Origin of the sequence: Burkholderia sp. Tr-20390, from assembly GCF_017104595.1 — a bacterium.
Taxonomy (GTDB): Bacteria; Pseudomonadota; Gammaproteobacteria; order Burkholderiales; family Burkholderiaceae; genus Burkholderia.
Map to the genome: position 1 here is coordinate 34267 of NZ_JAAGPC010000037.1, position 26904 is coordinate 61170.

Genomic DNA, 26904 nt, shown 5'->3' on the forward strand with positions numbered 1-26904 from the left:
ATACCACTACGTACCAGACGTCCGTCACAGTCATCATTCATCCCCAAAAAAACAAAAGGGGAGCTCAGCGGCTCCCCCTAAAACAGCGGCCGCGCTAAGTTACAGACCGCGCAGCGCACGCAGAGCGAACTTCGCTCCACGGAATGCGACGTACACGCCAGCCATAACGACGGCCACGGAAATGATTGCGGTGATCACCGAGCTGAAGTCGACTGCCGACGTGATCTGGCTGAAGTCGGGGGCAGTTGTCGCTGCCTGCGCATTCGTGACGACTGCAAGCCCCGATGCCGCAGCACAAGCAATTTGGACACCGAAGTTTTTGACAGTTTGAAGCTTAGATTTCATTGCTCGATACCTCTTTCGAAGAAACACCGGGGAGCGCCCGGCACGCTTGTTTACCCTCGCCGTATGAACGCGAGAATGCTTCCCGCACTAGCGCTCACCATCCAGATGCTGACCACCATAGTGAACGCTAACGCGAAGAATCCAGACGCAGCCGTGTAATCGAACGGAACCGCGAGCGCATCGATATAGCCAACGCTTGCGGGATCAATGACATATGCTTGCTGCGCCTGAAGATGAAAATACTGAGTGCCCGAAGACGGGCACACCTGCTGATCGAGCGCCGATGACTGATCCGACGTAACGGGCATACACAGCAAGACGTTCTGAACAGTGCCGACCGACACGGTTAATTTCCCTTCCGAACGAAGATCACCGGCACGACGTCGAATGACCCGTCGCAATGGTCAACTCCGGCTTCATATGCTGCGCCGATATCCTCGAAACCGACTGCATCACGCAGGCGCTCGGTCTGGCCCACGTCCCCGGAATCGGGCCGCAGAAAGCCGCCGGATACAAGGTCCTGCACCACGTACACGACCCCGCCGTCCACGATCAGCCTGCCTTGGCCGGCCGCGACATTTCCATCGGCTTCAGCGAATGCATCACAGTTTTCTGCGACTTCCCGTTCGTCACGAGCTCCAGCTCCGCAGCGGCCTCGAAGGGGAAGGGCAGATGCTTGTACTTGTCGAATTCGACGGACGTGCCGAGAGTGAACTCTGCGACCGCGAAGCCCTTAGCCGTGCCTTTCGAATCGTCAAGCGGCGTTTCGGTGTAGACCTTCGTGCTGTCGAAGGTCGTTCCGTTTTCCATTTGGCCTTTGCTCGCCTTCATCCCCGTTACCTTCACATTGCTCGTGAATCGCATAGTTCGTTTCCCGTAGTAGCGGCTGGTGCAAAGACCGTTTCCTCTGCCCAGCCATCGCCAGAGGGGTCTAAATCGTTGTATGGATTCGTGATGCCGTAGACGTGCACCGGAACTGCACACGTCTCGTAGTCGGGCACTTTCAGGCGTTCGGGCCAATCGCCCGAGTTATTCGTGATCGCATCAAGAAATTCGGCGTCGCCCAGCAGGTTGCGCAGAACGAACGCGTACTTCCCATAGCTCGTACGGATGTTCTTCAGGCTCGCGTCAACGTTGATCTCTGCCGCCTTGCGTTTGATCTCAATCTTTTCCGGCGTACGCGAGGCATCGAGGAAACGAAGGCACGGATAAGCACCGACGAAGTAACTAGAGGGATCGAGCAGTACGTCGAGCGGGATAACACGCTTCTTGTTGTGGAACTCGACCTCAATTCGCACCCATTCCGAATGCGCGTCGCCTTGCTCTCGTCCCTTCTCATAGGCTCGACAAAGCTTTCCATTGCCTCGCACGCCGATGTACACGCTACGTCCCTTGCCGATCGGGTTCTTCCAATCGCCCTTGTATTCATGGCGCGGCGCATTCACGGAGCAAGTAAACAGGCCATCGTCGTACCAACCATCGATCTGATCGACGGTGTATTCACCCTGCATGCAGTCATGCGCGAGGTCGATGCGCGTGATCGTCGGTCGAGCTGCCGTATCGACAAGAAAATCGTGCAAACGGGATTCCCACCCGGCCTTAGCTGCAATGCAACCTTGACCGTTCAGGTTGATAAGCATGGTCTGGCGCTGGCTAGCTCCACCCAGAGCGACGTGACCATAGTTGTCGCCGAGTTCCCACGCGTTCGTATAGAAGTCACGCATCTTTTTCAGATCGCGCGTGATGCCAAAGCCGAAGATTTCCGTTAGATGCTTGCTCGCTTCTAAGATGAACGCCTCATCTGCTACGAGCTGAATGCCAGCCGTCCGACTCCACGTTTCCTCGCCCACCGTGAAGCGAAGCGTGTCGATCATCGCAACCTGTTCGTTGACCGGCCGGCGCATCAGGATGGTTTTCAATTCACCCGTATCCGTCATGACCATCTGCAATTCCTGCACCGTCGCGATGGCCGGCCTTTCCGTTCCCCCCCTGTTAGTCGAGGGGGGGGCATCGACCGGAGCGCCGCCGCACGTTGCGGCCGAGCCGGCCGCGTGTCCGTCCTCGCTCACGCTGCGGGCGGGCAGGCGGCCGGCTCGGCCGCCGGTTTGGACGCCAAGGAGTTGCGATTTGACTCGGCTCACAGGGCGAACTCCTTTTCGAGCGCGCGCTTGCGTACCAATTCGACGTTGATAAATACACGCTTTCCCACTCGGATTTCTGGCCAGTAGCCTCGCTCTGCCTGGGCGACCAGCACTGTCACCGGCAAGCCGATTGCCGCAGCAAACGCTTCGCGCGTCATGACGGGTACACTGATAGGTGACGTCGCTTCCGACATATCGAACATTCTCAGCTTCTGTCGTGTATATTGATCTCGTGGTGTGTATTATTAACACCGTGAGGTGACTATATGACCTAGACTCGCAAATTGTCAAGCACTATGGAAACCCTTGCAGATCGCCTTAAGCTCGTAATTGCTGCGCATGTTTCGCAGACCCGTCGATTCGCGGAGCTACAGGAACTCAGTGCCAACGCAATCTCTGCGGATTCGTGGAAAAACGTATGGCATGGCCGCCAGCGTCCAACCATGGAGATGGTTGAACTAGCTGCGCGGACGTGGCCGGAGCATGCGTTTTGGATGGCGACGGGTGTGCCACACCCGGAGACTGGACACGAGGAACCAGGCGCAGCAGGCGCTGACTGGCTTGTTGACCTGAACGTCGGCGAGCACGTGTATGCAAAGCGCGCGCTGAAACAGCGCATTCAAATCAAGGCCGCGGTCGAGTCACTTTTGCAACAAGGTGATGAGGCAATGACCCGCCAAGATGCAGTGCGGGTGCTGATGCACAAGCAACCAGAGCTGTGGCGCGAAGCAGGGATGTTGGAGCAAATGGCGATGTCTGAGCGCCAGCTACTGAGCGAAAAACTACTGAATGACGATAAAAAGAAACGGCGATAAATGGCTTGTAGATGTGCAACCTGGCGGGCGAGGGGCTAAGCGCTTCCGAAAGTCGTTTAAAACTGTGGCTGAAGCAAAAGCGTATGAGGCTTGGCTTCAGACGCAGGTGTTGACTACGCCAGAATGGCAGCCGGCGAAGAAGGACGCACGGAAACTATCTGAGTTGATCGGCCTTTGGTTCACTCATCATGGCTCTGGTTTGCGCTCGGGCGAAGATACTCATCGCAGACTACTCGCTATTGCCAAAAGTATCGGCGATCCCCACGCCGACCGATTTTCGGTTGATATGTTCGCGCAGTATCGAACCAAGCGTCTTGCTGAGGGGGTGTCGGCGAACAATCTGAACCGCGAGCATTCATATATGCGAGCAGCGTTCAACGAACTCGCTCGACTAGGGTATTGGACTAAGGACAACCCGCTCGGCAAACTTCGTCAGTTCAAGATTCAGGAAAACGAACTATCGTTTTTGACAAAAAGCCAGATCGTTGCTCTGTTGCGTGCGCTACAGGTTGCTCGAAATCCGCACGTTCTCCTAATTACGAGAACGTGCTTGGCGACCGGAGCCCGCTGGAGCGAAGTTGAGGAGCTTAGGATCGGTCAAGTGCGCGGCGGCCTTGTTCAGTTCGCGAGAACGAAATCGGGGAAAACTCGGGCAGTTCCAATAGATGAGCGGCTGGCGGCGGAATTGATGGAGCACCATCGGGACGAAGGGCATGGTGACAGGGTATTTGGATACGCCTGGTCTGCGTTCAGGGAAGGTATTGAGCGCGCCGGAATTGTCCTTCCAGACGGGCAAATGACGCATGCGTTGCGACATACGTTTGCCTCGCATTTTATGATGAATGGCGGCAACATCTTGACGCTCCAGCGCATCTTAGGCCATCAAAGTCTCACCATGACCATGCGCTACGCTCACTTGTCACCTGACCACTTAATGGAAGCAAAGCGACTGAATCCACTTTCAACAATCGAGGAATTCCATGCTTAATCGACTCAAGCAAGAGGTGCTGGATCGCGGCCCCGAGGCCTGTTTGCCAACTAGGCTAAGCGATGAGTGGCTGTCGACACTGGCGAAGTCTGCGGACACAATGCTAGGTAACGCCGAGGACGGGTCCGATGGGACTGGCGCCGAGTGCCTGGCAGTCCTCTTGTGTCTACTTCAGGCTAAGACGGACTGCGAGGGCAAGCGCATCGAGATACCATTCGAGCAGATGCGCGAATACTTCGTAAGATACCGGATCGAACTAGGGCTTGAAGAAGTGCGTCGACGCACCAACACGAATTACGAACCGGCAACGCTCGACACCATATTTACCGACCGCGCTGTGTGACCTCAAGTCGGCGTCGAAGGAGTCTTTAGCGGCTGAAATTCATATCAAAGATTGACGAAATTTAGCCGCTAAATTCCTGCTTCCTACCAGTTCGATTGTGAGCTGGCAGACATTCTGCCTGTCGCAGGGAGCAACGACGCATGCGTAAGCTTGGGGTCGCAAGAGGTCAAGCGACTCGTGCATCGAGGCAAGACGCGTCTCTCTTTAGCTTAAACCGCTGCACCGGGGTCAATATGGAGTGCTCAAGATGCTCTAGGTGCGATGCGTAGAAGCGAAGACAAAAGTGCTGCGTGGCTATGTCGAGATGAGATGCCGACAACACTTTGAATGACGAGCGCTTCAAGTGCTCGCCATCAAACTCGCCTACAAAGAATCTGCGTGAAGTCATCCCATTGCAGGCCAACGTGTCCACAAGAATTGTTCCTCGGAACGACTTCTTCTTGAGCTCACGCTCAACCTTCGGCAAAAACTCCTCCGGCCGCTCACTGCTGAGTGAGAAGCTTATGATGGGAAAGGTCTTTGAGGGACCTTTCTGGAGGGAGTAGCCTTTATGGGCGCTCATCAGGTTTTCCGGGGTATTGCTGCGTAGGTAGTTTCGATCGTACGAAGAACCTCGTAGACAATGTCGACAGCCTGTTGTTTATCATCGATGACTCGTGTCATGGCGGGAACTTGGCCGTCCGCATGAAACAAGCTGTTCCGATGCTGATTGTGCAGGGCGTACGACTTTTCCAGCGCACGTACGGTTGGCATGCAGCCAATTTTGGTTGCACATCCCGATAGCAACGCTCCCTGCGAGGTAAAGTATTCTCCGAGGCCTCGCTTGGGTGACACCGGATACTCGTTGTCTACCAAATGTTGCTTCATATAGAACTCAAGTCCACGAAGCGCAGGAAAGGCTACGGATGAGTAATCTGGAAGCTCAACGGCAATTTTTGCCAGAGCAAGCGCTGGTGCAATGATTGCGCATCCCGTATCGCCCAGATAGTCCGCTGCCGTTGGAACATGCTGCCGGAGCTCGTCATACAGGCCTTCGACTGTCGTGTGCACCGGTACGACTTCGAGCTGCGCTTCCAGAACCTCACGCTTGTCGCCGTGCAATTCACAAAGTGTCGACGCAACCATAGCATAGACTGCCATGGGACGCCCCTGCATCATGAACTTCCCGGTGTTGTAGCGGTGCAAGTACACCTGGTCGCGTTGAGGCCCTACAACCTTGATTCTTACGCCATGATCCAACGGCTCATCGGTGATCTTGCATTCCTTCTCTGCCAAATACTCACGCAGGAAGTCCCACGTATCCGATGACAGGTTCCCCAGCGTCAGAGGTTTATTCGTGACTGGTACGCGAGTCGTCATGCTCGCTACATGCTCCGCGAGGCGCTCTGACAGTTCCTGGTTCTGCCCGACCTTCGACATTAGAGTCGTACTGCCGTCGTTCTTCTTGTAGACGTGCAGCAAGGCAGGCTTGTGACCATCGACAATCAATTGGTACTCGTCGAAGCGAGCCTTCGCGGTCGGCCCAGCGACCTCTCCGCCGCAGTCGCGTGCAAACTCATGAATAGCAGCTTCGATCGCTGCTTGATCGAGATTAAGTGATTTTGGCGGCATAGAGCGTCACGTCGTCGCCCTGCGGGATTGGGGCGAACGATTCGTGCAAGTGTAAATCAGGAGATTGTACGAGCCGCTGGCCGTATCTGCTACCTGCACGATAAAACGACGAACGGCGTATCGCCGTTGACACTTCGTTGACGGATGCCGCAAAACAAAAGGGGTTAGCTTGCGCTAACCCCTTGATAATGCTGGTGGCGAATCAGGGATTCGAACCCCGGACCTGCGGATTATGATTCCGTCGCTCTAACCGACTGAGCTAATTCGCCGAAGACTTGAATTATGTCGATCGGGCGGTCCGCTGTCAATACCTTTTTCCATCTTTCCCGAAAAAAGTTGCCGGCGGCCCGTGCCGACCTTCATTGCGGGCGGGAGCCGGTCCCCGGAAGGAGACCTTCCGCCGACCGTCCCCGCTGCGCACCCGCCATCAATCCTGCGCGTAGATGTTCGAGTCCTTCGTCTCCTTGACGAACAGCAGGCCGATCACGAACGTGGCCAGCGCGATCACGATCGGATACCAGAGGCCCGAGTAGATGTTGCCCTTCGCCGCGACGATCGCGAACGCGGTGGCCGGCAGGAAGCCGCCGAACCAGCCGTTGCCGATGTGATAGGGCAGCGACATCGACGTGTAGCGGATCCGCGTCGGGAACATCTCGACCAGCATCGCCGCGATCGGGCCGTAGACCATCGTCACGTAGATCACGAGGATCGTCAGGATCACGATCGTCATCGGCCAGTTGAGCTGCGCCGGGTCTGCCTTCGCCGGGTAGCCTGCCGATTTCAGCGTCGACGCGAGCGTCTTGTCGAACGCCGCGCCCTGCGCCTTCGCGTCGGCCGCCTTGCCTTCATAGGCGGGGATCACCGTGTCGCCGACCTTGATCTGGGCCGTCGCGCCAGCCGGTGCCGCGACGTTCTCGTAGTTCAGGCCGGCCTTCGCGAGCGCGCTCTTGGCGACGTCGCACGAGTTCGTGAACTTCGACGTGCCCACCGGGTTGAACTGGAACGAGCAGGCGGCCGGGTCGGCGATGACCGTGATCGGCGCCTTCTGCGTCGCGATCTCGAGCTGCGGGTTCGCGTAGTGCGTGAGCGCCTTGAACAGCGGGAAGTAGGTCAGTGCCGCGATCAGGCAGCCCGCGAGAATGATCGGCTTGCGGCCGATCTTGTCCGACAGCGAACCGAAGAACAGGAAGAACGGCGTGCCGATCAGGAGTGCGATCGCGATCAGGATGTTCGCGCTCGCACCATCCACCTTCAGTGTCTGCGTGAGGAAGAACAGCGCGTAGAACTGGCCCGTGTACCACACGACGGCCTGGCCGGCGGTCAGGCCGACGAGCGCGAGGATCACGATCTTCAGGTTCTTCCACTGGCCGAACGCTTCGGTCAGCGGCGCCTTCGACGTCTTGCCTTCCGCCTTGATGCGCAGGAACACCGGCGATTCGTTCAGCTGCATCCGGATCCACACCGACACCGCGAGCAGCAGGATCGACGCGACGAACGGCACCCGCCAGCCCCAGCTGCCGAACGCTTCCTCGCCGATGAACGTGCGCACGCCGAGGATCACGAGCAGCGACAGGAACAGGCCGAGCGTGGCGGTCGTCTGGATCCACGCGGTGTAGAAGCCGCGACGGTTGGCCGGCGCATGCTCGGCGACGTAGGTCGCCGCGCCGCCGTACTCGCCGCCGAGCGCGAGGCCCTGCAACAGCCGCATCGCGATGAAGATCACGGGTGCGGCGATGCCGATCGACGCGTAGCCGGGCAGGAAGCCGACCACGAACGTCGAGATGCCCATGATCACGATCGTCACGAGGAACGTGTGCTTGCGGCCGACGAGGTCGCCGAGGCGGCCGAACACGATCGCGCCGAACGGCCGCACCGCGAAGCCGGCCGCGAAGCCGAGCAGCGTGAAGATGAAGGCGGCGGTTGGATTGACGCCGGAGAAGAAACTCTTGCTGATGTAGGCCGCGAGCGAGCCGGCCAGGTAAAAGTCGTACCACTCGAACACGGTGCCGAGCGACGACGCGAAGATCACTTTCTTCTCTTCGCCCGTCATCGGCGAGTGGGAAATTTGCCCGCCTAACGTTGCCATGAGTCGTCTCCAAGTCCCTTGATATAGATGTGCGGCCGCCTTGGGTGGACGGGCCTGTCGAGGATTATTGGTACGGAAACTTACGGCCGACTGACTCGCGCGTGCAAAACGACTGCAGGTTAACCCGCGCCGAATCGGTGGTTTTGTGCGCCCATCGTGCTGCGAAGTGCTTTGATTGTCTGGTAAATCGTCGATTTCGACTCAATCGCGGCGTGCTGCGGCGGCGCCCATCAGGGTTAATCCGGGGCGGTTTCGGCCAGCGGCAGGCTGACCCGCACGAGCGTGCCGGCGAGGCGCGGTGCGTGCTGGTAGACGTGATCGTCGAGCGTCAGCGTGCCGCCGTGCTGCGTGGCGATCTCGCGCACGATCGCGAGCCCGAGGCCGCTGCCGTCGCCTTCGCGGCCGAGGATCCGGTAGAAGCGCTCGACGACGCGCTCGCGTTCGGCGGCCGGGATGCCCGGCCCCGTGTCCTCGACTTCGAGATGCACGAGCCGCGCCGCGGGCTCGGCGCGCACGCGCACCGTGATGCGGCCGCCGTCCGGTGTGTAGCGGATCGCGTTGTCGATCAGGTTGCCGAGCATCTCGCGCAGCATCACCGGATTGCCGTCGACGTCGAGCGGCCCGTCGTCCGGCGGGTCCGGCGGGCCTTCGTAGCCGAGATCCATCCGTTTCGCGAGCGCGGCCTGCACCCAGTCGCGCACCGCGCGCCGCGCGAGCGTGGCGATCTCGACCGGCTCGAACGTCAGCCCGCTCGCGCGGTTCTCGGCGCGCGCCAGCGCAAGCAACTGCGTGACGAGCCGCGCGGCCTGCTCGGAGCTCGTCGCGATCTGCTCGAGCGAGCGCTGCACGTCGGGCGGGACGGGGTGGCGCAACGCGAACTCGGCCTGCGTGCGCAGGCCCGCGAGCGGTGTCTTCATCTGATGGGCGGCGTCGGCGATGAAGCGCTTCTGCAGCGCCATGTTCTGTTCGAGGCGGGCGAGCAGGTCGTTGAACGACGTGACGAGCGGCTCGATCTCGGGCGGCGCGCGCTGCGCCTCGACGGGCGACAGGTCGTCGGGCCGCCGCGCGCGGATGTGCGCCTGCAGCGCGTTGAGCGGCGCGAGCCCGCGCGACAGCCCGAACCAGACCAGCAGGATCGCGAGCGGCAGGATCACGAACTGCGGCAGGATCACGCCCTTGATGATGTCGTTCGCGAGCGCGTTGCGCTTGTCCAGCGTTTCGCCGACCTGCACGAGCACGGGCTGCGGGCTGCCCGCTTGCGGCAGCGCGACGGTCGTATACGCGACGCGCACGTCGTTGCCGCGCAGCAGGTCGTCGCGGAACATGACGACGCCTGGCGGCGGGCGGTCCTCGTCGCGCGGCAGCGGCATGTCGGCTTCGCCCGCGACCAGCTCGCCGCGTGTGCCGAGCACCTGGAAGTACACGCTGTCGACGTTGTCCGCGCGCAGGAAATCGCGGGTCTGCTCCGGCAGTGTCAGCTCGGCGACGCCGTTCACCGGATGGATCTGCCGCGCGAGCACATAGGCGTTGGTCTCGAGCGCGCGGTCGAACGGGCCGTTCGCGATCGTCTTCGCGACCAGATAGGTGACGGCGATGCTCATCGGCCACAGCAGCAGCAGCGGCGCGAGCATCCAGTCGAGGATTTCGCCGAATAGCGAGCGCGGGCGCGGCGCCTCGGGCGCATCGGTTTCGTCGGGCGGCGCGAACGGGTTCTCGTAGCGCGCGTCGCGCGCCTCGTCGGCGGCCGACGACGGCGCGCCGGTCGGATGGCGGGGATGGGCCGGCGTGGCCATCGCGGCGACGCCCGGGTTCAGCGCAACGGCGTGCCGGCCACCGCGGGCTGGGGCGCTGCCGTGTCGGCCGGCGCGGCGGGCGCGACCTTCTCGAGGCAATAGCCGAGGCCGCGCACGGTCGAGATCCGTACGCCGCTGGGTTCGATCTTCTTGCGCAGCCGGTGCACGTAGACTTCGATCGCGTTGTTGCTGACTTCCTCGCCCCATTCACAGAGATGGTCGACGAGCTGCTCCTTCGACACGAGCCGGCCGATCCGCTGCAGCAGCACCTCGAGCAGGCCGAGTTCGCGGGCGGAAAGGTCGAGCACGTGATCGTTCGCATACGCGATGCGGCCGACCTGGTCGAACGCGAGCGAGCCGTGGCGCACGACGGTCGGGCCGCCGCCCGCGCCGCGCCGGGTCAGCGCGCGCACGCGCGCCTCGAGCTCGTTGAGCGCGAACGGCTTGGCCATGTAGTCGTCGGCGCCGAGGTCGAGCCCCTTCACGCGCTCGTCGACGCTGTCGGCGGCCGTCAGGATCAGCACGGGGAGGTTGGAATTGCGGGCGCGCAGGCGCTTGAGCACGTCGAGCCCGGGCATTTTGGGGAGCCCGAGATCGAGGATCAGCAGGTCGAATGTCTGCATCGACAGCGCGGTATCGGCGTCGACACCGGTCTTCACGTGGTCGACCGCATAGCCCGATTGGCGGAGTGACCGGGTGAGGCCGTCCGCGAGTATGCTGTCGTCTTCCGCGATGAGAATTCGCATGGTGCTGACCGATGGCCGGCGGGGCGTTCGCGCCGGCCGGCTGTCTCCGAAGTTATTCGTGTACAACGCTCTGCATTGCGGGCTTGCACAAAACACTGTTTTTTTATACAGTGTCTGCATTCGTGGGCAGCGCTTGAAAGTGGGCGCGCCTCTAACAGACGCTGCTCATCATAGCAAAGGACGATTCATGGAAGATAGCAAGAAGGGCTCCGGGATGACCGCCGAGAAGAGCAAGGCGCTGGCCGCCGCGCTTGCCCAGATCGAAAAGCAGTTCGGCAAGGGCTCGATCATGCGCATGGGCGACGGCGAGGCGACCGAGAATATCCAGGTCGTGTCCACGGGCTCGCTCGGTCTCGATATCGCGCTCGGCGTCGGCGGCCTGCCGCGCGGCCGGGTGGTCGAGATCTACGGTCCGGAATCGTCCGGTAAAACCACGCTCACGCTGCAGGTCATTGCCGAACTGCAGAAGATCGGCGGTACGGCGGCGTTCATCGACGCCGAGCACGCGCTCGACGTTCAATATGCGGCGAAGCTCGGCGTGAACGTGCCGGAGCTGCTGATCTCGCAGCCGGACACCGGCGAGCAGGCGCTTGAAATCACCGACGCGCTGGTGCGCTCGGGCTCGATCGACATGATCGTCATCGACTCGGTCGCGGCGCTCGTGCCGAAGGCCGAAATCGAAGGCGAGATGGGCGATTCGCTGCCGGGTCTGCAGGCCCGCCTGATGTCGCAGGCGCTGCGCAAGCTGACCGGCACGATCAAGCGCACGAACTGCCTCGTGATCTTCATCAACCAGATCCGGATGAAGATCGGCGTGATGTTCGGCAACCCGGAAACCACGACGGGCGGTAACGCGCTGAAGTTCTACTCGTCGGTGCGTCTCGACATCCGCCGGATTGGCTCGATCAAGAAGAACGACGAGGTGATCGGCAACGAAACCCGCGTGAAGGTCGTCAAGAACAAGGTGTCGCCGCCGTTCCGCGAAGCGATCTTCGACATCCTGTATGGCGAAGGCATTTCGCGTCAGGGCGAGATCATCGATCTCGGCGTGCAGGCGAAGATCGTCGACAAGGCCGGCGCCTGGTACAGCTACAACGGCGAGAAGATCGGCCAGGGCAAGGACAACGCGCGTGAATTCCTGCGCGAGAATCCGGAAATCGCACGCGAGATCGAGAACCGCATTCGCGAATCGCTTGGCGTGGTCACCATGCCCGATGGGGCAGGCCAGGACGAAGCCGAGGCGATGGACGAAGAAGAGTGATGGTCGGGCGCCGAGGTCAGGCTGGCGAGCCGGAGGAGAGCGACGCGCCCGAAACGGCGGGTCGCTCCGGCCGGCGAGCCGGATCCTCGGGCGCCGATCGGCGGGGCGCAGGCAGCAATGCCGCGAACCGCACCGCGACGAGGGCATCCGACGATGCCCTCGTTTCATTTGAGATTGCCGCACCGGACGATCCGTTCGACGACGATGAATCGTTCGATGCGCACGACCGCTCCCGCCGTCGTGTTTCCGGTGTCAGCTTCCCGGGTGATCGCGCAGCCGATGTATCGGCGCCGGCCAGGGAAGATGTCTATACGCGCAGCAGCCAGCATCCGCGCCGCACACGTCGCGCGCCGGGTGCTTCTTCCAGCACTGCATCAGGTGACGCTCCGGGCGCGACCGAGCGCAAGTCATCGAAGCCTCTGCGATCGCTGAAGGGCCGCGCGCTCGGCTATCTATCCCGCCGTGAATACAGTCGCACGGAACTCGCGCGCAAGCTCGCGCCCTACGTCGGCGAAGACGAATCCGTCGATCCCGTGCTCGATGCGCTGGAACAGGAAGGCTGGCTGTCCGATGCGCGCTTTGCCGAGAGTCTCGTGCATCGTCGCGCGTCGCGTGTCGGCGTCGCACGCATCGTCAGCGAGCTGAAGCGTCATGCGGTGGGCGACACGCTCGTCGAAGAGGTGAATGCGCAGCTCCGCGAGACCGAATGGGCGCGTGCACAGGCGGTCTGGCGCAAGAAATTCGGTGCACTGCCGCAAACGCCGGCCGAGCGTGCGAAGCAGGCGCGCTTTCTCGCCGCGCGTGGCTTCTCGAGTGCGACCATCGTGAAGTTGCTGAAGGTCGGCGACGATTTCCTGGTCGACGACTGACCGCGCCGATCGCGCGCGTGGCGCGCGATTTTGCTGCATCGCAACCGCTTCCGGACAGGCGGGAATACCCGCCGTTGCGTCAAACTGTCTCAAATACCCAATATGCTAAAATCCTTGGGTTTTCCTCTTCGGCCTCAACCTCCAGCATGCCGCTATCCGAGCCCGTGCCCCGTCAGTTGCGACATCAACGCGCAATCCGAGCGGAAGCTTACGAGCGCGGCGACGGCTTGTGGGACATCGAAGCCTGCCTGACCGACCACAAGCCGCGCGATGTCGCGCTTGCGTCGGGCATCCGGCCCCAGGGCCTGCCGATCCACGAACTCTGGCTGCGCGTGACTATCGATCGTGACCTCAATGTCGTCGACGCCGAAGCGTCTTCGGAATGGGTTCCCTATCCCGGTCACTGTCAATCCGCCTCTCCCGCCTATCGGGCCCTCATCGGGCTCAATCTCTTCCGCAATTTCCGCCGCAACGCGAACCGGCTGCTCGCCGGCGTCGCAGGCTGCTCCCATCTCACCGAACTGTGCGCCGTGCTGCCGACCGCAGCGATCCAGGCGTTCGCCGGTGACGTGTGGAACGTGCGCGAGGAGGGGGGCGAGGGGCCGGACCATGGCGGCGTGCACGACGAAGCGCCTTTCCAGCTCGGCCGCTGCCGGGCGTTGCGGTTCGACGGCGAGGTCGTGCGGCAGTACTACCCGCGCTGGTATGGCGCGAGCCGGCCGGACGTGCCCGGTGAAGGCAGCACGAAGGAATGAACGGAAATCATTCGAAGAAGCGTCTAAAGCGACTTTTCATCCAACTCTCAGACTGAAGGGAATCACGCATGAAGATTCACGAGTACCAGGGTAAGGAAATCCTGCGGAAATTCGGAGTCGCGGTACCGCGCGGCAAGCCGGCGTTCTCGGTGGACGAGGCCGTCAAGGTGGCAGAAGAGCTCGGCGGCCCGGTATGGGTCGTGAAGGCTCAGATTCACGCAGGTGGCCGTGGCAAGGGCGGCGGCGTGAAGGTGGCGAAGTCGATCGAGCAGGTCCGCGAATACGCGAACCAGATCCTCGGCATGCAGCTCGTCACGCACCAGACCGGTCCGGAAGGCCAGAAGGTCAACCGTCTGATGATCGAAGAAGGCGCCGACATCAAGCAGGAACTGTATGTCAGCCTCGTCGTCGACCGCATCTCGCAAAAGATCGTGCTGATGGGCTCGAGCGAAGGCGGCATGGACATCGAAGAAGTTGCCGAAAAGCACCCGGAACTGATCCACAAGGTCATCGTCGAGCCGTCGACGGGCCTGCTCGACGCGCAGGCAGACGACCTCGCCGCGAAGATCGGCGTGCCGGCTGCTTCGATTCCGCAAGCGCGCGCGATCCTGCAAGGCCTGTACAAGGCATTCTGGGAAACCGACGCATCGCTGGCTGAAATCAACCCGCTGAACGTCTCCGGCGACGGCAAGGTCATCGCACTCGACGCGAAGTTCAACTTCGACTCGAACGCGCTGTTCCGTCACCCGGAAATCGTCGCGTACCGCGATCTGGACGAAGAAGATCCGGCGGAAATCGAAGCGTCGAAGTTCGACCTCGCGTACATCTCGCTCGACGGCAATATCGGCTGTCTCGTGAACGGCGCGGGCCTGGCAATGGCGACGATGGACACGATCAAGCTGTTCGGCGGCGAACCGGCGAACTTCCTGGACGTCGGCGGTGGCGCGACCACCGAGAAGGTCACGGAAGCGTTCAAGCTGATGCTGAAGAACCCGGATCTGAAGGCGATCCTCGTGAACATCTTCGGCGGCATCATGCGCTGCGACGTGATCGCGGAAGGCGTGATCGCCGGTTCGAAGGCCGTGAACCTGAACGTGCCGCTCGTCGTGCGCATGAAGGGCACGAACGAGGACCTCGGCAAGAAGATGCTGGCCGATTCGGGCCTGCCGATCATCTCGGCAGACAGCATGGAAGAGGCTGCGCAGAAGGTCGTCGCGGCTGCCGCAGGCAAGTAAGCGCGCGCTAATGAACACGCATGGCGGCGCGGTTCATACGCGACGCCAATCGAACAGAGGTCAAAATACATGTCGATTCTGATCAACAAGGACACGAAGGTCATCACGCAGGGCATTACCGGCAAAACCGGTCAGTTCCATACGCGCGCCTGCCGTGAATACGCAAACGGCCGCGAAGCATTCGTCGCGGGCGTGAACCCGAAGAAGGCCGGCGAAGATTTCGAAGGCATTCCGATCTACGCAAGCGTCAAGGAAGCGAAGGCGGAAACCGGCGCGACCGTGTCGGTCATCTACGTTCCGCCGGCAGGCGCAGCGGCTGCGATCTGGGAAGCGGTCGAAGCCGACCTGGATCTCGCGATCTGCATCACGGAAGGCATTCCCGTCCGTGACATGATCGAAGTGAAGGACCGCATGCGTCGCGAAGGCCGCAAGACGCTGCTGCTCGGGCCGAACTGCCCGGGCACGATCACGCCGGACGAACTGAAGATCGGCATCATGCCGGGTCACATCCACCGCAAGGGCCGCATCGGCGTCGTGTCGCGTTCGGGCACGCTGACGTATGAAGCGGTTGCCCAGCTGACGGCACTCGGCCTCGGCCAGTCGTCGGCAGTCGGTATCGGCGGCGACCCGATCAACGGTCTGAAGCACATCGACGTGATGAAGATGTTCAACGACGATCCGGACACGGACGCAGTCGTGATGATCGGCGAAATCGGTGGTCCGGACGAAGCCAATGCGGCAGAGTGGATCAAGGACAACATGAAGAAGCCGGTGGTCGGCTTCATCGCTGGCGTCACGGCGCCTCCGGGCAAGCGCATGGGCCACGCCGGCGCGCTGATCTCGGGCGGTGCGGATACGGCCGAAGCGAAGCTGGAAATCATGGAAGCGTGCGGCATCACCGTCACGCGCAACCCGTCGGAAATGGGCCGTCTGCTGAAGAAGGCGCTGTAATATTTCCCCTGGGTTCGTCCTGCAGAAAACGCCGGCTTTGCCGGCGTTTTTTGTTATGCTCGCGCAATGAATTCGTAAGCACCGGGCATGCATCGCGCATGTGCCGGCAATGAACCGGGTCGCCCGAGGGCGGCCGCCGTCCTGCCCGTCACGCCATGCTCGAATTCCTGACGTCGCTCCACTGGGGCGCCGTTCTCCAGATCGTCATCATCGATATCCTGCTCGGCGGCGACAACGCCGTCGTGATCGCGCTCGCATGCCGCAACCTGCCCGCGAACCAGCGGCTGCGCGGCGTCGTCTGGGGCACCGCGGGGGCGATCCTGCTGCGTGTCGCGCTGATCACGTTCGCGGTCGCGCTGCTCGACGTGCCGTTCCTCAAGCTTGGCGGCGGGTTGCTGCTGCTGTGGATCGGCATCAAGCTGATGGCGCCGGCCGGCGACGCGCACGACGACATCAAGCCGGCCAGCCGGCTGTGGGACGCCGTGAAGACGATCGTGATCGCCGATGCGGTGATGAGCCTCGACAACGTGATCGCGATCGCGGGCGCGGCCGAACAGGCCGATCCGTCGCACCGGATCGCGCTCGTGATCTTCGGCCTCGTCGTCAGCGTGCCGATCATCGTGTGGGGCAGCACGCTGGTGCTGAAGCTGCTCGACCGTTTCCCGATCTTCGTGGCATTCGGCGCGGGGCTGCTCGGCTGGATCGCGGGCGGGCTGATCGTGAATGACCCGGTCGGCGACCGCTGGCCGGTGCTCGATACGCCCGAGGTCCTCTACGGCGCGAGCATCGCGGGCGCGCTGTTCGTCGTGGCGATCGGTTACACGCTCAGGAAGCGCCGCGACGTACCGCACGCGCACTGACATTGGCCGTCCGGCCGACTGCCGGATTCACGGCCCGCTGGCTACGATCGAGACGCCTGCCTTTACGGCAGGCGTTTTTCGTTTCCGGAGCCTGCCATGTTCGAAGCCTTTTCCGTTTCCCTGTTCCGTCGCGTGGCCGCCGATCTGCGGCGCGCGAACCGGCCGTCGCCGCGCTGGCGGCCGGCCGGCTTCACGCTGATCGAACTGATGATCGTGCTGGCGATCGTCGGTGTGATCGCGGCCTATGCGATTCCTGCGTACCAGGATTACCTTGCGCGCTCGCGCGTCGGCGAAGGGCTCGCGCTTGCGTCGTCCGCGCGGCTCGCCGTCGCCGACAACGCCGCAAGCGGCGCGAGCCTCGACGGCGGCTACAGCCCGCCGGCCGGCACCCGCAACGTCGAATCGGTTGTGATCGATGGCGAGACCGGCCAGATCACGGTCGCGTTCACCACGCGCGTCACCGCGGCCGGGGCCAATACGCTGGTGCTCGTGCCGTCCGCGCCCGACAAGGCCGATGCGCCCACCGCCCGCGTGCCGCTCAAAAAGGGCGCGATGCAGGCCGGCGCGATCGCGTGGGAGTGCTTCGCCGCCGGCAAGGCGGCGTCGTCGCTGCCCGCGCCGGGGGCCGGGCCGCTACCGGTCGATGCGGCGACGCTGCCCGCGAAATATGCGCCGGCGGAGTGCCGCGCGTAGCGCCGGAGGCGAAGCAGGGCGGCGCGGGCAGCATGCCGGCCGCCGCTTCAGCCGGCCGGGGCGGCCGCGCCGTGTCGGATCGTGGCGCGAAGGCCCCGCACAGAGGGGGGAAAGTTTTGTATAGTGCGCCGGTTGCTGACATCCGGTTCGCTCATGCCTTCTACTTTTTCCCGTTCGTTGCCGCTCGTTGCGCTGGCTGTCGCCCTGATCGTGCCGTACGCGATCACGAATCACACGTATCCGATCCCGACCTTCTATTCCGAGTTTTCGGCACTGGTGCTGTATCTGCTGGTCGGTGTGTCCGTCGTGCTGCTCGCGCGCACGGGCCGCCCGGCCGAGCCGTTTGCGGCGCCGGCCGCGTTCGTCGCGCCGCTCGGGTTCGCCGTGGTGCTCATCGCGCAGGTCGCGCTGATCCCGCTCAAGGTGCCGTCGATGAACTGGCTGGCGGTCGGCTATCTCGCCGCCGCGCTGGTCGCGATGCAGGCCGGCTATGCGCTCGCGCGCGACGGCCTGGCCGAGGCCGTGTCGCGGATGATGGCCGGCGCGCTGCTCATCGGCGGCGTGTTCGCGGTCGGAACGCAGATCGTGCAGCTGTTCCACCTCGAGTCGGCGCTGTCGCCGTTCGTCGTGATATACAACGTCGCGGTCGATCGCCGTCCGTACGGCAACATGGCGCAAGCGAACCATCTGGCCAGCTACATCGCGTTCGCGCTCGCGGGCGCGCTGTATCTCGTGCAGACGCGCCGGCTCGCGGTATGGGCGTGGCTCGTGCTGTCGATCGTGCTGTCCGCCGGTCTGGCGCTGACGGTGTCGCGCGGGCCGTGGCTGCAGGTCGCGGTGATGGTCGTCGCGGGTTTCTGGATGGCGTGGCTCGAATCGCGCCGCGCGCCGGGCAATGCGCGTGCGTGGGCGATCCCGGTCGTGCTCGCGGTGGCGTTCATCGCGGTGAACGTCGCGGTGCGCTGGGCGAACGTCCATTACCACCTGGGTCTCGCGGAATCCGCGGCCGACCGGATGCGTGACGCGGGGCAGATCGCACCGCGCCTCGCGCTGTGGAAGTACGGGCTCGCGATGTTCCGCGAACATCCGCTGCTCGGTGTCGGCTGGGGTGAATTCCCGTCGCACCAGTTCGCGCTCGTGCGCTCGCTCGGCGGTGTCGAGATCGCGAACAACTCGCACGACATCTTCATCGACCTGCTCGCGAAGTCCGGCCTCGTCGGCCTGGGCGTGCTCGTCGTCGCGCTCGTGACGTGGTTCGTGCGCGCGGTGCGCGCGCCGCAGTCGAGCATGCGCGTGTTCGGCTTCGCGCTGATCGGCATCCTGCTGATGCATGCGCTGGTCGAGTATCCGCAGCAGTACATGTTCTTCCTGTTGCCGGCCATGTTCGTGATCGGGCTGCTCGAGGTGAAGTCGCTGCGCATCCTGCCGGGGCGTGCCGCATTCGGGCTGTTCGCGGTGCTGTCGGTCGGCGGCGTGCTGGCGGCGGTGCCGGTGCTGCGCGACTACCAGCGCGCGGAAGTGCTGTATTACGGCAGCGATCCGGCTGCGCAGTACCGCGATGCGCCGTCGCTGCTGTTCGGCGCGTGGGGTGAATACGGTGCGGCCACGCTCCTCCCGATTTCGGCGGACGACCTGCCGGCCAAGCTCGCCGCGCATGAGCGCGCGATCGCGCTGCTGCCCGGCGAGACGGTGCTGCGCCGCTATGCGGCACTGCAGGCGCTGGCCGGCCGCGAGGCCGACGCGCTCGACACCGTCGCACGCCTGCACGTGTTTGCGAAGGAGTTGAAGGACTGGCCGCAACAACTGGCCGCGCTGTACAAGCTGTGCGATCAGCAGCCGGCGCTGAAGCCGTTCAAGGCGGCGGTCGTCGCGAAATACGGCGAAGTGCCGGCCGATGCGGCCGACGACGAGGACGACGACGAATCGGATTGATGCGTGCAGCGCCTGCCGGAACGGGGAATTCCGGCATGTGCCGCGCCGTGAGGGAGCGGCGGTGCGCGTCGGGTGTTAGCGCCCGGCGCGAACCCGACGATTCCGGCCGCGCATCGATTACCTCGCGGATTGCATGGATTCCGGCTGAAGGCCCGGCGATTCGCGTCAACCATTGTCAAATCGCCGCCGCTCGCCGGGGAGGGCGTGCACAATGCGCGAAAGCGCTCGCGTGCCGACCCGTGTGAGGCGAGGGCAGCGCGAACACAGGCAACACCCCGGTCACCCGGGAAGTCCGCCACGCAGGATCGCGGCCGAGCATCGATCGGCCGTGCGGCCGTAACGGGGCGCCGGTCCGATGGCCGCGGCGCAGTGTGATGCATGCGATGCGGCCGGGCGACGTGTTCCGGTGCGCGGTGCGTGTGTCCGGAACAGTGCTGAAGAACGATATTCGACCATGGCTATTCGCTCGACCTACCTGATCCTGCCCGCCGTCGCGATGCTGTTTTCCGGCTGCGCGATGCTGTCGTCGTCGCAGGAAAGCAAGCTGACCTGTCACATTCCACGCGCCGTCTATCCGGATTCCGCGAAGCCGCTCACGCGCCCGGCGACCGTGCTCGTGCGTGCGCTGATGACGACGTCCGGCGAAGCGCAGAACGTCACCGTGACGACGAGCAGCCGCAATGCGGCGGCCGACCGCGCGGCCGTCGACGCGATGACGCACGCGAGCTGCGTGCAGACGGGCGCGACCGCGAACCCGTTCCTGCTGACCCAACCGTTCGTGTTCGAGCCGCAGCGCGGCCAGTGAGGCGTGGGCGGTGTGACCCGCGTAGAGGTGCCCGCCGCCTCGTTGTGCATGGCAGCCGACAGTCGATGCGCACGGCCGTTACGGCACGCGTGTCCAACGTTCAGTGCTGCGGCATCAGGTTCGCGCCGCGGCAAGCCGGCTCGGCCGCGGTACTCAGCCCGAGCAGCGTGAATCCGTAGCGCTCCTGGCGAATCAGCGCATAGTGCCGCGCGACCGTTTCCCCGGTGGTGCCCGTCAGATCGAGTTCCACTTGGAAGCGATCCTTGCTGTCCGAGCAGCCGCGCACCGGGCCATACGCGAACCCCCTGCCGGCCACCTTGCTGGCCTTGTCGAACGCCTGCCGGCCTTTCAGCGCGGCCGCTGCTGCGGCGGGCTCGCTTCAGTCGCGCGCGAGCGCATCATCTGCCTTCAGCCATTCATCGACGAAATCGCGGCCGTTGAGCGCGACGGGCTGTACGCGCTGCACGGTGTCGCCGTCGACGCGGTAGCGGAAGATGCCCGCCGCGTCATCACGTCGCTGTCCATCGAGCCGACCGTCGCGCGCACCTCGAAGCCGTCGGGGCGCACCTTGAACCGGATTGGGTTGTCGTCGAGCACGTAGCTGTTCTCGGAATGACCGCAAACATCATCAGCAGTTGAGGATGTAGCCGTCCGCGATAGTCCATGCTGTCGTCAGGAGCTTGACCGCATCGGCCTCAGGAACGACTTGGGGTTCTCCGTGGCGTGGGGCCTGCGCTGCATTTTCCAGTAGCCTCGTCGCTGATTCATCGCACCCGGCAATCTCGCGCAGTGTCTTCCACTGAGTTGTCTTGTCCTTCGGGTCCAGTGATCGAGTAGCGATGCAATGGTGGCGAAGCGATTCGATGGCTCGATAGCAGTGGAAGGCAACATCGTCCGGTTCCTTCATCGCGGTGATAAGGTCGCGTAAGCACCGATGAAGGAAGACTCCCGGTTCGCCTCGCAGCTTAGGACGCATGGCTGCAATGCGGGCATGCAGATCGACTCCCCGATGCAGTTCGCCGATGCAAGGAACGTCGATGCCGAAAACGACATCGAGACCGACTTCCGGGCAGATGGCCCGCCGTATTTCCACATCATAGGTGTGGCCGAGAAGGAAGCCCACAATGTCCATTTCCAGCTGGACCACGTACCTGACTGCGTTGCGCAGGTCCAAGGCATTCCACTCGACTTCCGTCTCGACCCATACAGCCACCTGATTCATGAGAATCCGAACGTCAGCTTTCGCATCCACCCCGGATACAACGTGCTTGAACTTAGGGGAGATGTGGTGATCGGGTATCTGCGCTCGTTCGGGATGGACCACGCCATCGAGGAAATATCTGTAGGTCATTTCGGTGTCGTCAGGCGATCAATCCCGCTCGTCCGCTGGCAACGGACATTCAACCTCGATCAACCGCTTCCTCGCGACCGCAAGCTGTTCTTCCGTGAACAGATCGCGCCACGGTTTCTGAAGGACAAGATATTCGACGCTTAGTCGGAGGTTTTCCCGTCCACGGAGAAAGAGTTCAGTGAACCCTTCCGATGGCTTGTTTGTTGCCAGCAGTCGGTTCGCAGTCTCCTTGCCACCGTGTTCGTTCACCATCCGCAAGAAGTATGTCGCGTGGTATGGCGGCTTCAACCGTCGGGCGGCGTCATAAATGCCGCGCATCGCTTGGTCGAATTGTTCGATGGTCTTGTCGGTCATGTTTTAACTAGTCGCCGTGATAATCATGAAGCCTGCATCGTGGTCCGCCGCGCCGAATTTGAGACCCTGGGGCGCTAACATTCCGCCAGTTGGTTTTTGCAGTCGGACGGACTGCAAGGGCTTATCGGTTCAGGCGGACGAAGATAGCTTATACGCTAAACGTATGATCGCAATCGAGGCATTTGTAGTTGTCGAGGACATGCGAGTCCACCATCTCGCCAGCTTTTGAGCCTACAACTGCGCCGGTGGCGGCACCACCCAATGCGCCCAAAATACCACCGGCGATGCCGCCAAGCAGGGTTCCGACGACAGGAACTAGCGAACCGATTGCAGCACCCGCGGCCGCGCCTTCGCCTGCGCCGAGCCAGCCTCCCACTGCCCCTGCGCCCGCCCCAACCGCAGTGCCTGCTTTTTTCCCGTAATTTCGCTTATCTACCTGCGGGCTGTTGCATTTCGGGCAAGTGATAGCCATTTTGAGATCCTCCGTGCTTGTTCGTTACGACATGGTTAGAAGGGGGGCGCCTGCGATAGGGGGGGGCGTCCGCATAACTCAGTGTAGTTATCGACCGCTTAGGCCCTTTCTTTATGGATTGCCGGTAACCAATCTCACGTCTCGTGATGGCCCAGACAGGATTGTGCTGACCAGCCTACGAGCAATGTGAATCGGGTGTGCCTCAGGCGAACCGGGTCGAGACTTTTCTCAAAATGGTTCACACCGAGCCCATAAAAAAACTGATTCAGTGCGAACCATGCTGCTCAGGTCACCGAAGAAGGCCAATGATTGTTCGTGCACACTCATAGACCGCTGGAAGTAGCTACCTATTCGATGATGCCCTCCCGCTCTGTGCCGTCGATTGGCTGATTTGCAGTGACTTTACCGAAATAAAGATACACACCAGTTAGCAGGCTAACTTTTCCGCCGAATATCGTTCCATACAAAATCTGAACGCCAAGACTGGACGCGGTCGACTGGAATGTGTAGTTATTAGTCAAGCCGTGGCCTTGAATGTATTGCTGCGTCATATCATCGGGCGCGTTTGGGGTTGTGCCTGCACCAATTAACTCGTAATCGGCTGGCACTCCATTTCTAGAATATCTGATCAACTCCGAAACAGGGGCCACTGGAATTTTTGTTGTATCTTTGCTTCCAATGCTAAGATTTTTTAGCATGGCTGATGGGACGGATCGGCTGGGGCTAAAATTTATTTGGTGAGATTGATTTTCCCCTGGATTAACTGGAGCCAAAAATCGAATATTCACCCTCAGTGCCGGCAGTGTGCTGATATTGGAAAGGCTGAGTGTTAAATAGTCTTCGCTATCCGATGCCCATTTCTCAATTTTAGCGGAGGCTAAGTCCAATTTGGTTGGATTCGAGGCTTCGATATATCTCTCTATTTTTGCGAGTGCGTCTGCCGCATCCTTTGCGACAGAGAATTTCGGGCAGTACTGCGCAGGGAATGATCTTGGTGTGGCCGCATTAACTACAATATTGCAGTCGCCGGTGACGATTTGCGCATTCCCTGCACCTTCAGCGCTAGTGGACAACGAGGGGAATGAAGAGAGTGCGGCAACTAGAGCGATGAGCGAAATTTTCACTTTCACTTCTGTTTCCCCGCTTGGTTGGTAACATTATTGTTCGAGCCATTCACCACCTGGACATTATTGGACAAAAGGCCTCCCGTATTAATGCCGGTGACAACAGGAGCCGACGACCCCGAAGCGGGTGCAATCGGGGCCGCATTTAGTTGTACATTCCCTACGGATGAAGATGCGCCTTGCGCAACACTGTTGCCATTGCCATTGCCATTGCCATTGCCATTGCCATTGCCATTGCCATTGCCATTGCCATTGCCATTGCCATTGCCATTGCCATTGCCATTGCCATTGCCATTGCCATTGCCATTGCCATTGCCATTGCCATTGCTTGATTGTGCTCGCGCGTTCTCAACCGAGCCTCGATTCTGGCCTAAGACTGCACCGGCAGATACAAGGAGAACACCAAGGGAGGTGAGGAAAAAGCACACAACCGCCAGTTGGATGATTTTTTTATCCGATTTCTTGGTTTTCAGCACGGCGAAGACGACGCCAGACGCGACTGAAACCACGAAAGCAGCGCAGACAATAGGATTATTAAGATATGGAGCCCAAGCTCCGGATTCAATTGCCACTCAACCACCTCCTAGTCGTCCATTGATCACGAGCGCATTTATTGCACCCACATGGATAACGGCATGAATTAATCAGATCTTTACATTGGCATGACCCTAGCCCACAAAACTGTCCCATTTGAAAGTGGAAAATTCCGGCATGGCGTTGTCATCGAGACCAGGAGGTCATGCCGTGAAGAAGAGCAAGTTCACCGAGGAACAGATCACATACGCATTGAAGCAGGCCGAGCTGGGCACGCCTGTCGCGGAGGTGTGCTGCAAGATGGGGATCAGCGACGCGACGTTCTACAATTGGCGGACGAAATATGGCGGGCTGTCGCGCTCGGAACTGCGCCGGCTGAAGCAACTTGAGGAAGAGAACGCCAAGCTCAAGCGGCTCGTGGCCGATCTGTCGCTGGACAAGGCCATGCTGCAGGACGTGCTGTCAAAAAAGCTCTGAAGCCTTCTCGGCGCCGTGAGCTTTTCACTGACTTGATGCAGCGTTTCGGCGCAAGCCAGCGGCAGACCTGCGCGTTATTGCAGCTGTCCCGCACGGTCTACCGCTACGAGTCGGTCGCGCGGGATCAAAGCGCATTGGAAATGCGCATCAAGGAGATCACGGAAGTGCGAGTGCATTACGGTGCGCATCGGCGGAATTCGCCCGCCAGTGCACCGATCGGGCCGGCTCGGCCCGCCCCGAAGAGCCGGAATTTTCCAACTAAGACTGGGACGGAAATTGGGCCAGCCTCAGAATTGAAGCCATTCCAGTTTCTTGTGGGACCGGAGTGGGACAAGATCGATTTTTCGTATGCCAGCAGTCAGATTCGAGGCGATTTCGTCAAACGAAGGTGATACCGGGGTGGCCGGTATGGAATCGAAGAAAGGATTTACGAAACGGAGTCTTATTCCTCCGCCTTCCAGTCCCCCGACTTCCCGCCGCGTTTCTCGCGCACGCTCACATCGGTGATCACCATCCCGCGATCGACGGCCTTGCACATGTCGTAGACGGTCAGCAGCCCGACCTGCACGGCGGTCAGCGCTTCCATCTCGACGCCGGTGCGCCCGAACGTCTCGACCTGCACGACGCAGTGGACGCCGGGCAGCGCGTCGTCGAGTTCGAACTCGACGGCCACGCGCGTCAGCGCGAGCGGATGGCACAGCGGGATCAGGTCGGCCGTGCGCTTGGCGCCCTGGATGGCCGCGATGCGCGCGACGCCGAGCACGTCGCCTTTCTTGGCCTTGCCGTCGCGGATCAGCGCGAACGTGGCCGGCAGCATCCGGATCGTGCCGCGCGCGATCGCGATGCGTTGGGTTTCCTGCTTGCCGCCGACGTCGACCATGTGCGCATGGCCGGCGGCGTCGAAATGGGTGAGTCCTGACATGTCTTCCTCTAGTGGAACGGCGGGCGCGAGCACGTCCCGCGATCGCGCATCGCGATTGGCCGGGGCATCGAATCCCGTCTCTGCGCCCCGCTCCGATCCAACGGCTCAACGGGCGCCTATCATAGCAGGGGCATGCGCGGCGCCGGGGACGCAGATGGCGTCCATGCCGAACGGGACAGTCACGCTGCCGCCGGTACAATGACCCGAATATTCAGACCAAACGCCGCGATGCGCGCCCGGCGCGCGGGACGGCGTCGTTTTCATCCTGCCATGCGTGTCAAACAGTTGCTTGCCGTGTCGCTGTCGGTGGCGCTCGCATTGCCGCCGAGCGGCCGTGCGCAGAGCGCGTCCGCGCCGCCGCTCGAATCGGCGGCCGGCGGCGCGCGGTCGATTTCCACCGTGCCGTCCGGCATCGCGGCCGGCGTGTTCGGCACGTACGGCGGCGCGGAGAGCCGGTTTTCGGACGCAGGCGGCGCGTCGGCGCCGGCCGCGAGCCTGCGCGCGCCGCTTCGCTCGCTGGAACTGCCCGACCTGGGCGACGGCTCTGGCGGTTCGCTGACGCCGCAGGCCGAGCGCCGGCTCGGCGAGCGCGTGATGCGCGAAGTGCGGCGCGATCCCGACTATCTCGACGACTGGCTCGTGCGCGACTACCTGAACGCGATGGCGGCGCGGCTCGCGGCCGCGGCGGCCGCGCGCTTCATCGGCGGCTACACGCCGGACTTCGACCTGTTCCCGGTGCGCGATCCGCAGATCAACGCATTCTCGATGCCGGGCGGCTTCATCGGGATCAACAGCGGCCTCGTCGTCACGACACAGACGGAGTCGGAACTCGCATCGGTGGTCGGCCACGAGATGGGGCACGTGCTGCAGCGGCACATCGCGCGGATGATCGGCGCGAACGAGAAGACCGGCTACACGGCGCTCGCGACGATGCTGCTCGGTGTGCTGGCCGGCGTGCTCGCGAGAAGCGGCGACCTCGGCAGCGCGATCGCGATGGGCGGGCAGGCGTATGCGGTGGACAACCAGCTGCGCTTCTCGCGTTCGGCCGAGCGCGAGGCCGATCGCGTCGGCTTTCAGCTGCTCGCGGGCGCGGGCTATGACCCGTACGGGATGCCGGGCTTCTTCGAGCGGCTCGACCGTGCGTCGATGGGCGATGCGGGCGTGCCGGCGTACGCGCGCACGCACCCGCTGACCGGCGAGCGGATCGCCGACATGGAGGATCGCGCGCGCCGCGCACCGTACCGGCAGCCGCGCCAGTCGCCCGAATACGGGTTCGTGCGTGCGCGGCTGCGCGTCCTGCAGAACCGCGCGCCGACCGACATCGCGGCCGAGGCGCGGCGGATGCAGTTCGAGATCGACGATCGCACCGCGCCGAACGTCGCGGCGAACTGGTACGGCATCGCACTCGCGGATGCGCTGCTCGGCGAGTACGACGCGGCCG

Annotated in this window: 30 protein-coding genes, 1 tRNA gene and 2 pseudogenes; 14 read left to right on the forward strand and 19 right to left on the reverse strand. The window is 62.2% G+C overall.

Annotation, left to right across the window (positions count from 1 at the left end):
• Positions 1-99: 99 nt before the first annotated feature.
• The 6 genes from G3N98_RS13055 to G3N98_RS13080 are packed head-to-tail and all read right to left on the reverse strand — an operon-like array spanning position 100 to position 2689.
• The gene (locus G3N98_RS13055) at positions 100-345 is read right to left on the reverse strand and encodes a hypothetical protein (RefSeq protein ID WP_206148392.1); all 246 of its coding nucleotides are present in this window, start codon (positions 343-345) and stop codon (positions 100-102) included.
• Between the two features lie 50 nt (positions 346-395).
• Positions 396-689, reverse strand: a complete 294-nt coding sequence (locus tag G3N98_RS13060; RefSeq protein ID WP_241025893.1) for a hypothetical protein — start codon at positions 687-689, stop codon at positions 396-398.
• A 2-nt stretch (positions 690-691) separates the two neighbouring features.
• Entirely contained in the window at positions 692-895 is a 204-nt protein-coding gene (locus G3N98_RS13065; RefSeq protein ID WP_206148393.1) for a hypothetical protein, read from the reverse strand.
• A gap of 2 nt (positions 896-897) precedes the next feature.
• Positions 898-1176: a hypothetical protein gene (locus G3N98_RS13070; RefSeq protein ID WP_330772104.1), complete on the reverse strand. Its 279-nt coding sequence runs from the start codon at positions 1174-1176 to the stop codon at positions 898-900.
• A gap of 11 nt (positions 1177-1187) precedes the next feature.
• On the reverse strand, positions 1188-2486 hold the full coding sequence (locus tag G3N98_RS13075; protein WP_346779083.1) for a replication initiation factor domain-containing protein: 1299 nt from the start codon (positions 2484-2486) through the stop codon (positions 1188-1190).
• Positions 2483-2689, reverse strand: coding sequence for a hypothetical protein (locus tag G3N98_RS13080; protein ID WP_206148409.1), 207 nt, complete (start codon positions 2687-2689; stop codon positions 2483-2485). Before G3N98_RS13080 ends, G3N98_RS13075 begins: the two co-directional genes overlap by 4 nt.
• 93 nt (positions 2690-2782) lie before the next feature.
• On the opposite strand from G3N98_RS13080, the gene G3N98_RS13085 reads away from it, so the two are divergent.
• From G3N98_RS13085 to G3N98_RS13095, 3 genes are read left to right on the forward strand one after another with little or no spacing between them, the layout of a single operon-like run.
• Positions 2783-3301: a hypothetical protein gene (locus tag G3N98_RS13085; protein WP_206148394.1), complete on the forward strand. Its 519-nt coding sequence runs from the start codon at positions 2783-2785 to the stop codon at positions 3299-3301.
• Complete coding sequence (locus G3N98_RS13090) at positions 3276-4289, forward strand: tyrosine-type recombinase/integrase (protein ID WP_206148395.1); 1014 nt, start codon at positions 3276-3278, stop codon at positions 4287-4289. The genes G3N98_RS13085 and G3N98_RS13090 overlap by 26 nt, the downstream gene beginning before the upstream one ends.
• Positions 4282-4632, forward strand: a complete 351-nt coding sequence (locus G3N98_RS13095; protein ID WP_206148396.1) for a hypothetical protein — start codon at positions 4282-4284, stop codon at positions 4630-4632. The genes G3N98_RS13090 and G3N98_RS13095 overlap by 8 nt, the downstream gene beginning before the upstream one ends.
• Before the next feature lie 166 nt (positions 4633-4798).
• Here G3N98_RS13095 and G3N98_RS13100 read toward each other — a convergent pair whose 3' ends face one another.
• The 6 genes from G3N98_RS13100 to G3N98_RS13125 all read right to left on the reverse strand — a co-directional run bounded on the left by G3N98_RS13100 (position 4799) and on the right by G3N98_RS13125 (position 10868).
• A complete protein-coding gene (locus G3N98_RS13100; protein ID WP_206148397.1) occupies positions 4799-5194 on the reverse strand; it encodes a type II toxin-antitoxin system RnlB family antitoxin in 396 nt (131 codons plus the stop codon).
• Positions 5194-6243 (reverse strand): type II toxin-antitoxin system RnlA family toxin, encoded by a 1050-nt coding sequence (locus G3N98_RS13105; protein ID WP_206148398.1) that lies wholly within the window; start codon positions 6241-6243, stop codon positions 5194-5196. The genes G3N98_RS13100 and G3N98_RS13105 overlap by 1 nt, the downstream gene beginning before the upstream one ends.
• Positions 6244-6435: 192 nt before the next feature.
• Positions 6436-6512, reverse strand: a tRNA-Met gene (locus tag G3N98_RS13110).
• A gap of 158 nt (positions 6513-6670) precedes the next feature.
• Entirely contained in the window at positions 6671-8329 is a 1659-nt protein-coding gene (locus G3N98_RS13115; protein ID WP_206148399.1) for an MFS transporter, read from the reverse strand.
• A 236-nt stretch (positions 8330-8565) separates the two neighbouring features.
• Positions 8566-10122: a sensor histidine kinase gene (locus G3N98_RS13120; protein ID WP_206148400.1), complete on the reverse strand. Its 1557-nt coding sequence runs from the start codon at positions 10120-10122 to the stop codon at positions 8566-8568.
• 17 nt (positions 10123-10139) lie between these two features.
• Positions 10140-10868 carry a response regulator transcription factor gene (locus tag G3N98_RS13125; RefSeq protein WP_041492943.1) on the reverse strand — a complete coding sequence of 243 codons (729 nt, stop codon included), beginning with the start codon at positions 10866-10868 and terminating at the stop codon, positions 10140-10142.
• Positions 10869-11055: 187 nt separating this feature from the next.
• Here G3N98_RS13125 and recA point away from each other — a divergent pair, with 187 nt between their 5' ends.
• The 9 genes from recA (at position 11056) to G3N98_RS13170 (ending at position 20229) form a co-directional block, all read left to right on the forward strand.
• Positions 11056-12129 carry a recombinase RecA gene (recA, locus tag G3N98_RS13130; RefSeq protein WP_089473500.1) on the forward strand — a complete coding sequence of 358 codons (1074 nt, stop codon included), beginning with the start codon at positions 11056-11058 and terminating at the stop codon, positions 12127-12129.
• The gene (recX, locus tag G3N98_RS13135; protein ID WP_206148401.1) at positions 12129-12998 is read left to right on the forward strand and encodes a recombination regulator RecX; all 870 of its coding nucleotides are present in this window, start codon (positions 12129-12131) and stop codon (positions 12996-12998) included. Before recA ends, recX begins: the two co-directional genes overlap by 1 nt.
• A gap of 146 nt (positions 12999-13144) precedes the next feature.
• Positions 13145-13753: a DUF2889 domain-containing protein gene (locus G3N98_RS13140; RefSeq protein ID WP_041492941.1), complete on the forward strand. Its 609-nt coding sequence runs from the start codon at positions 13145-13147 to the stop codon at positions 13751-13753.
• A gap of 68 nt (positions 13754-13821) precedes the next feature.
• Positions 13822-14988, forward strand: a complete 1167-nt coding sequence (gene sucC, locus G3N98_RS13145; protein WP_006755512.1) for an ADP-forming succinate--CoA ligase subunit beta — start codon at positions 13822-13824, stop codon at positions 14986-14988.
• Positions 14989-15057: 69 nt separating this feature from the next.
• The gene (sucD, locus tag G3N98_RS13150) at positions 15058-15939 is read left to right on the forward strand and encodes a succinate--CoA ligase subunit alpha (protein ID WP_006477916.1); all 882 of its coding nucleotides are present in this window, start codon (positions 15058-15060) and stop codon (positions 15937-15939) included.
• 155 nt (positions 15940-16094) lie between these two features.
• Positions 16095-16799: a TerC family protein gene (locus G3N98_RS13155; protein WP_089473497.1), complete on the forward strand. Its 705-nt coding sequence runs from the start codon at positions 16095-16097 to the stop codon at positions 16797-16799.
• 96 nt (positions 16800-16895) lie between these two features.
• A complete protein-coding gene (locus G3N98_RS13160) occupies positions 16896-17492 on the forward strand; it encodes a pilin (protein WP_206148402.1) in 597 nt (198 codons plus the stop codon).
• Positions 17493-17645: 153 nt separating this feature from the next.
• On the forward strand, positions 17646-19424 hold the full coding sequence (locus tag G3N98_RS13165; RefSeq protein ID WP_206148403.1) for a Wzy polymerase domain-containing protein: 1779 nt from the start codon (positions 17646-17648) through the stop codon (positions 19422-19424).
• 454 nt (positions 19425-19878) lie between these two features.
• A complete protein-coding gene (locus tag G3N98_RS13170; protein WP_089473494.1) occupies positions 19879-20229 on the forward strand; it encodes a TonB family protein in 351 nt (116 codons plus the stop codon).
• Between the two features lie 100 nt (positions 20230-20329).
• Here the strand turns inward: G3N98_RS13170 and G3N98_RS13175 are convergent.
• The 6 genes and pseudogenes from G3N98_RS13175 to G3N98_RS13200 all read right to left on the reverse strand — a co-directional run.
• Positions 20330-20844: pseudogene (locus G3N98_RS13175) on the reverse strand (hypothetical protein); the annotation flags it as partial.
• Between the two features lie 13 nt (positions 20845-20857).
• The gene (locus G3N98_RS13180; RefSeq protein WP_206148404.1) at positions 20858-21580 is read right to left on the reverse strand and encodes a hypothetical protein; all 723 of its coding nucleotides are present in this window, start codon (positions 21578-21580) and stop codon (positions 20858-20860) included.
• 18 nt (positions 21581-21598) lie between these two features.
• The gene (locus G3N98_RS13185; RefSeq protein ID WP_089473492.1) at positions 21599-21934 is read right to left on the reverse strand and encodes a hypothetical protein; all 336 of its coding nucleotides are present in this window, start codon (positions 21932-21934) and stop codon (positions 21599-21601) included.
• 148 nt (positions 21935-22082) lie between these two features.
• Complete coding sequence (locus G3N98_RS13190) at positions 22083-22406, reverse strand: hypothetical protein (RefSeq protein ID WP_089426245.1); 324 nt, start codon at positions 22404-22406, stop codon at positions 22083-22085.
• Between the two features lie 347 nt (positions 22407-22753).
• The gene (locus G3N98_RS13195) at positions 22754-23536 is read right to left on the reverse strand and encodes a hypothetical protein (protein ID WP_144030260.1); all 783 of its coding nucleotides are present in this window, start codon (positions 23534-23536) and stop codon (positions 22754-22756) included.
• Positions 23533-24102, reverse strand: a complete 570-nt coding sequence (locus tag G3N98_RS13200) for a hypothetical protein (protein WP_206148405.1) — start codon at positions 24100-24102, stop codon at positions 23533-23535. Before G3N98_RS13200 ends, G3N98_RS13195 begins: the two co-directional genes overlap by 4 nt.
• Positions 24103-24274: 172 nt before the next feature.
• On the opposite strand from G3N98_RS13200, the pseudogene G3N98_RS13205 reads away from it, so the two are divergent.
• Positions 24275-24726, forward strand: a pseudogene (locus G3N98_RS13205) (transposase); the annotation flags it as partial.
• A 257-nt stretch (positions 24727-24983) separates the two neighbouring features.
• On the opposite strand, the gene moaC reads toward G3N98_RS13205, so the two are convergent.
• On the reverse strand, positions 24984-25463 hold the full coding sequence (gene moaC, locus G3N98_RS13210) for a cyclic pyranopterin monophosphate synthase MoaC (protein ID WP_089426243.1): 480 nt from the start codon (positions 25461-25463) through the stop codon (positions 24984-24986).
• Positions 25464-25733: 270 nt separating this feature from the next.
• Between moaC and G3N98_RS13215 the strand changes: the two genes are divergently transcribed.
• Positions 25734-26904: M48 family metalloprotease (locus G3N98_RS13215; RefSeq protein ID WP_206148406.1), on the forward strand; the 1171-nt coding region annotated here is incomplete at its 3' end.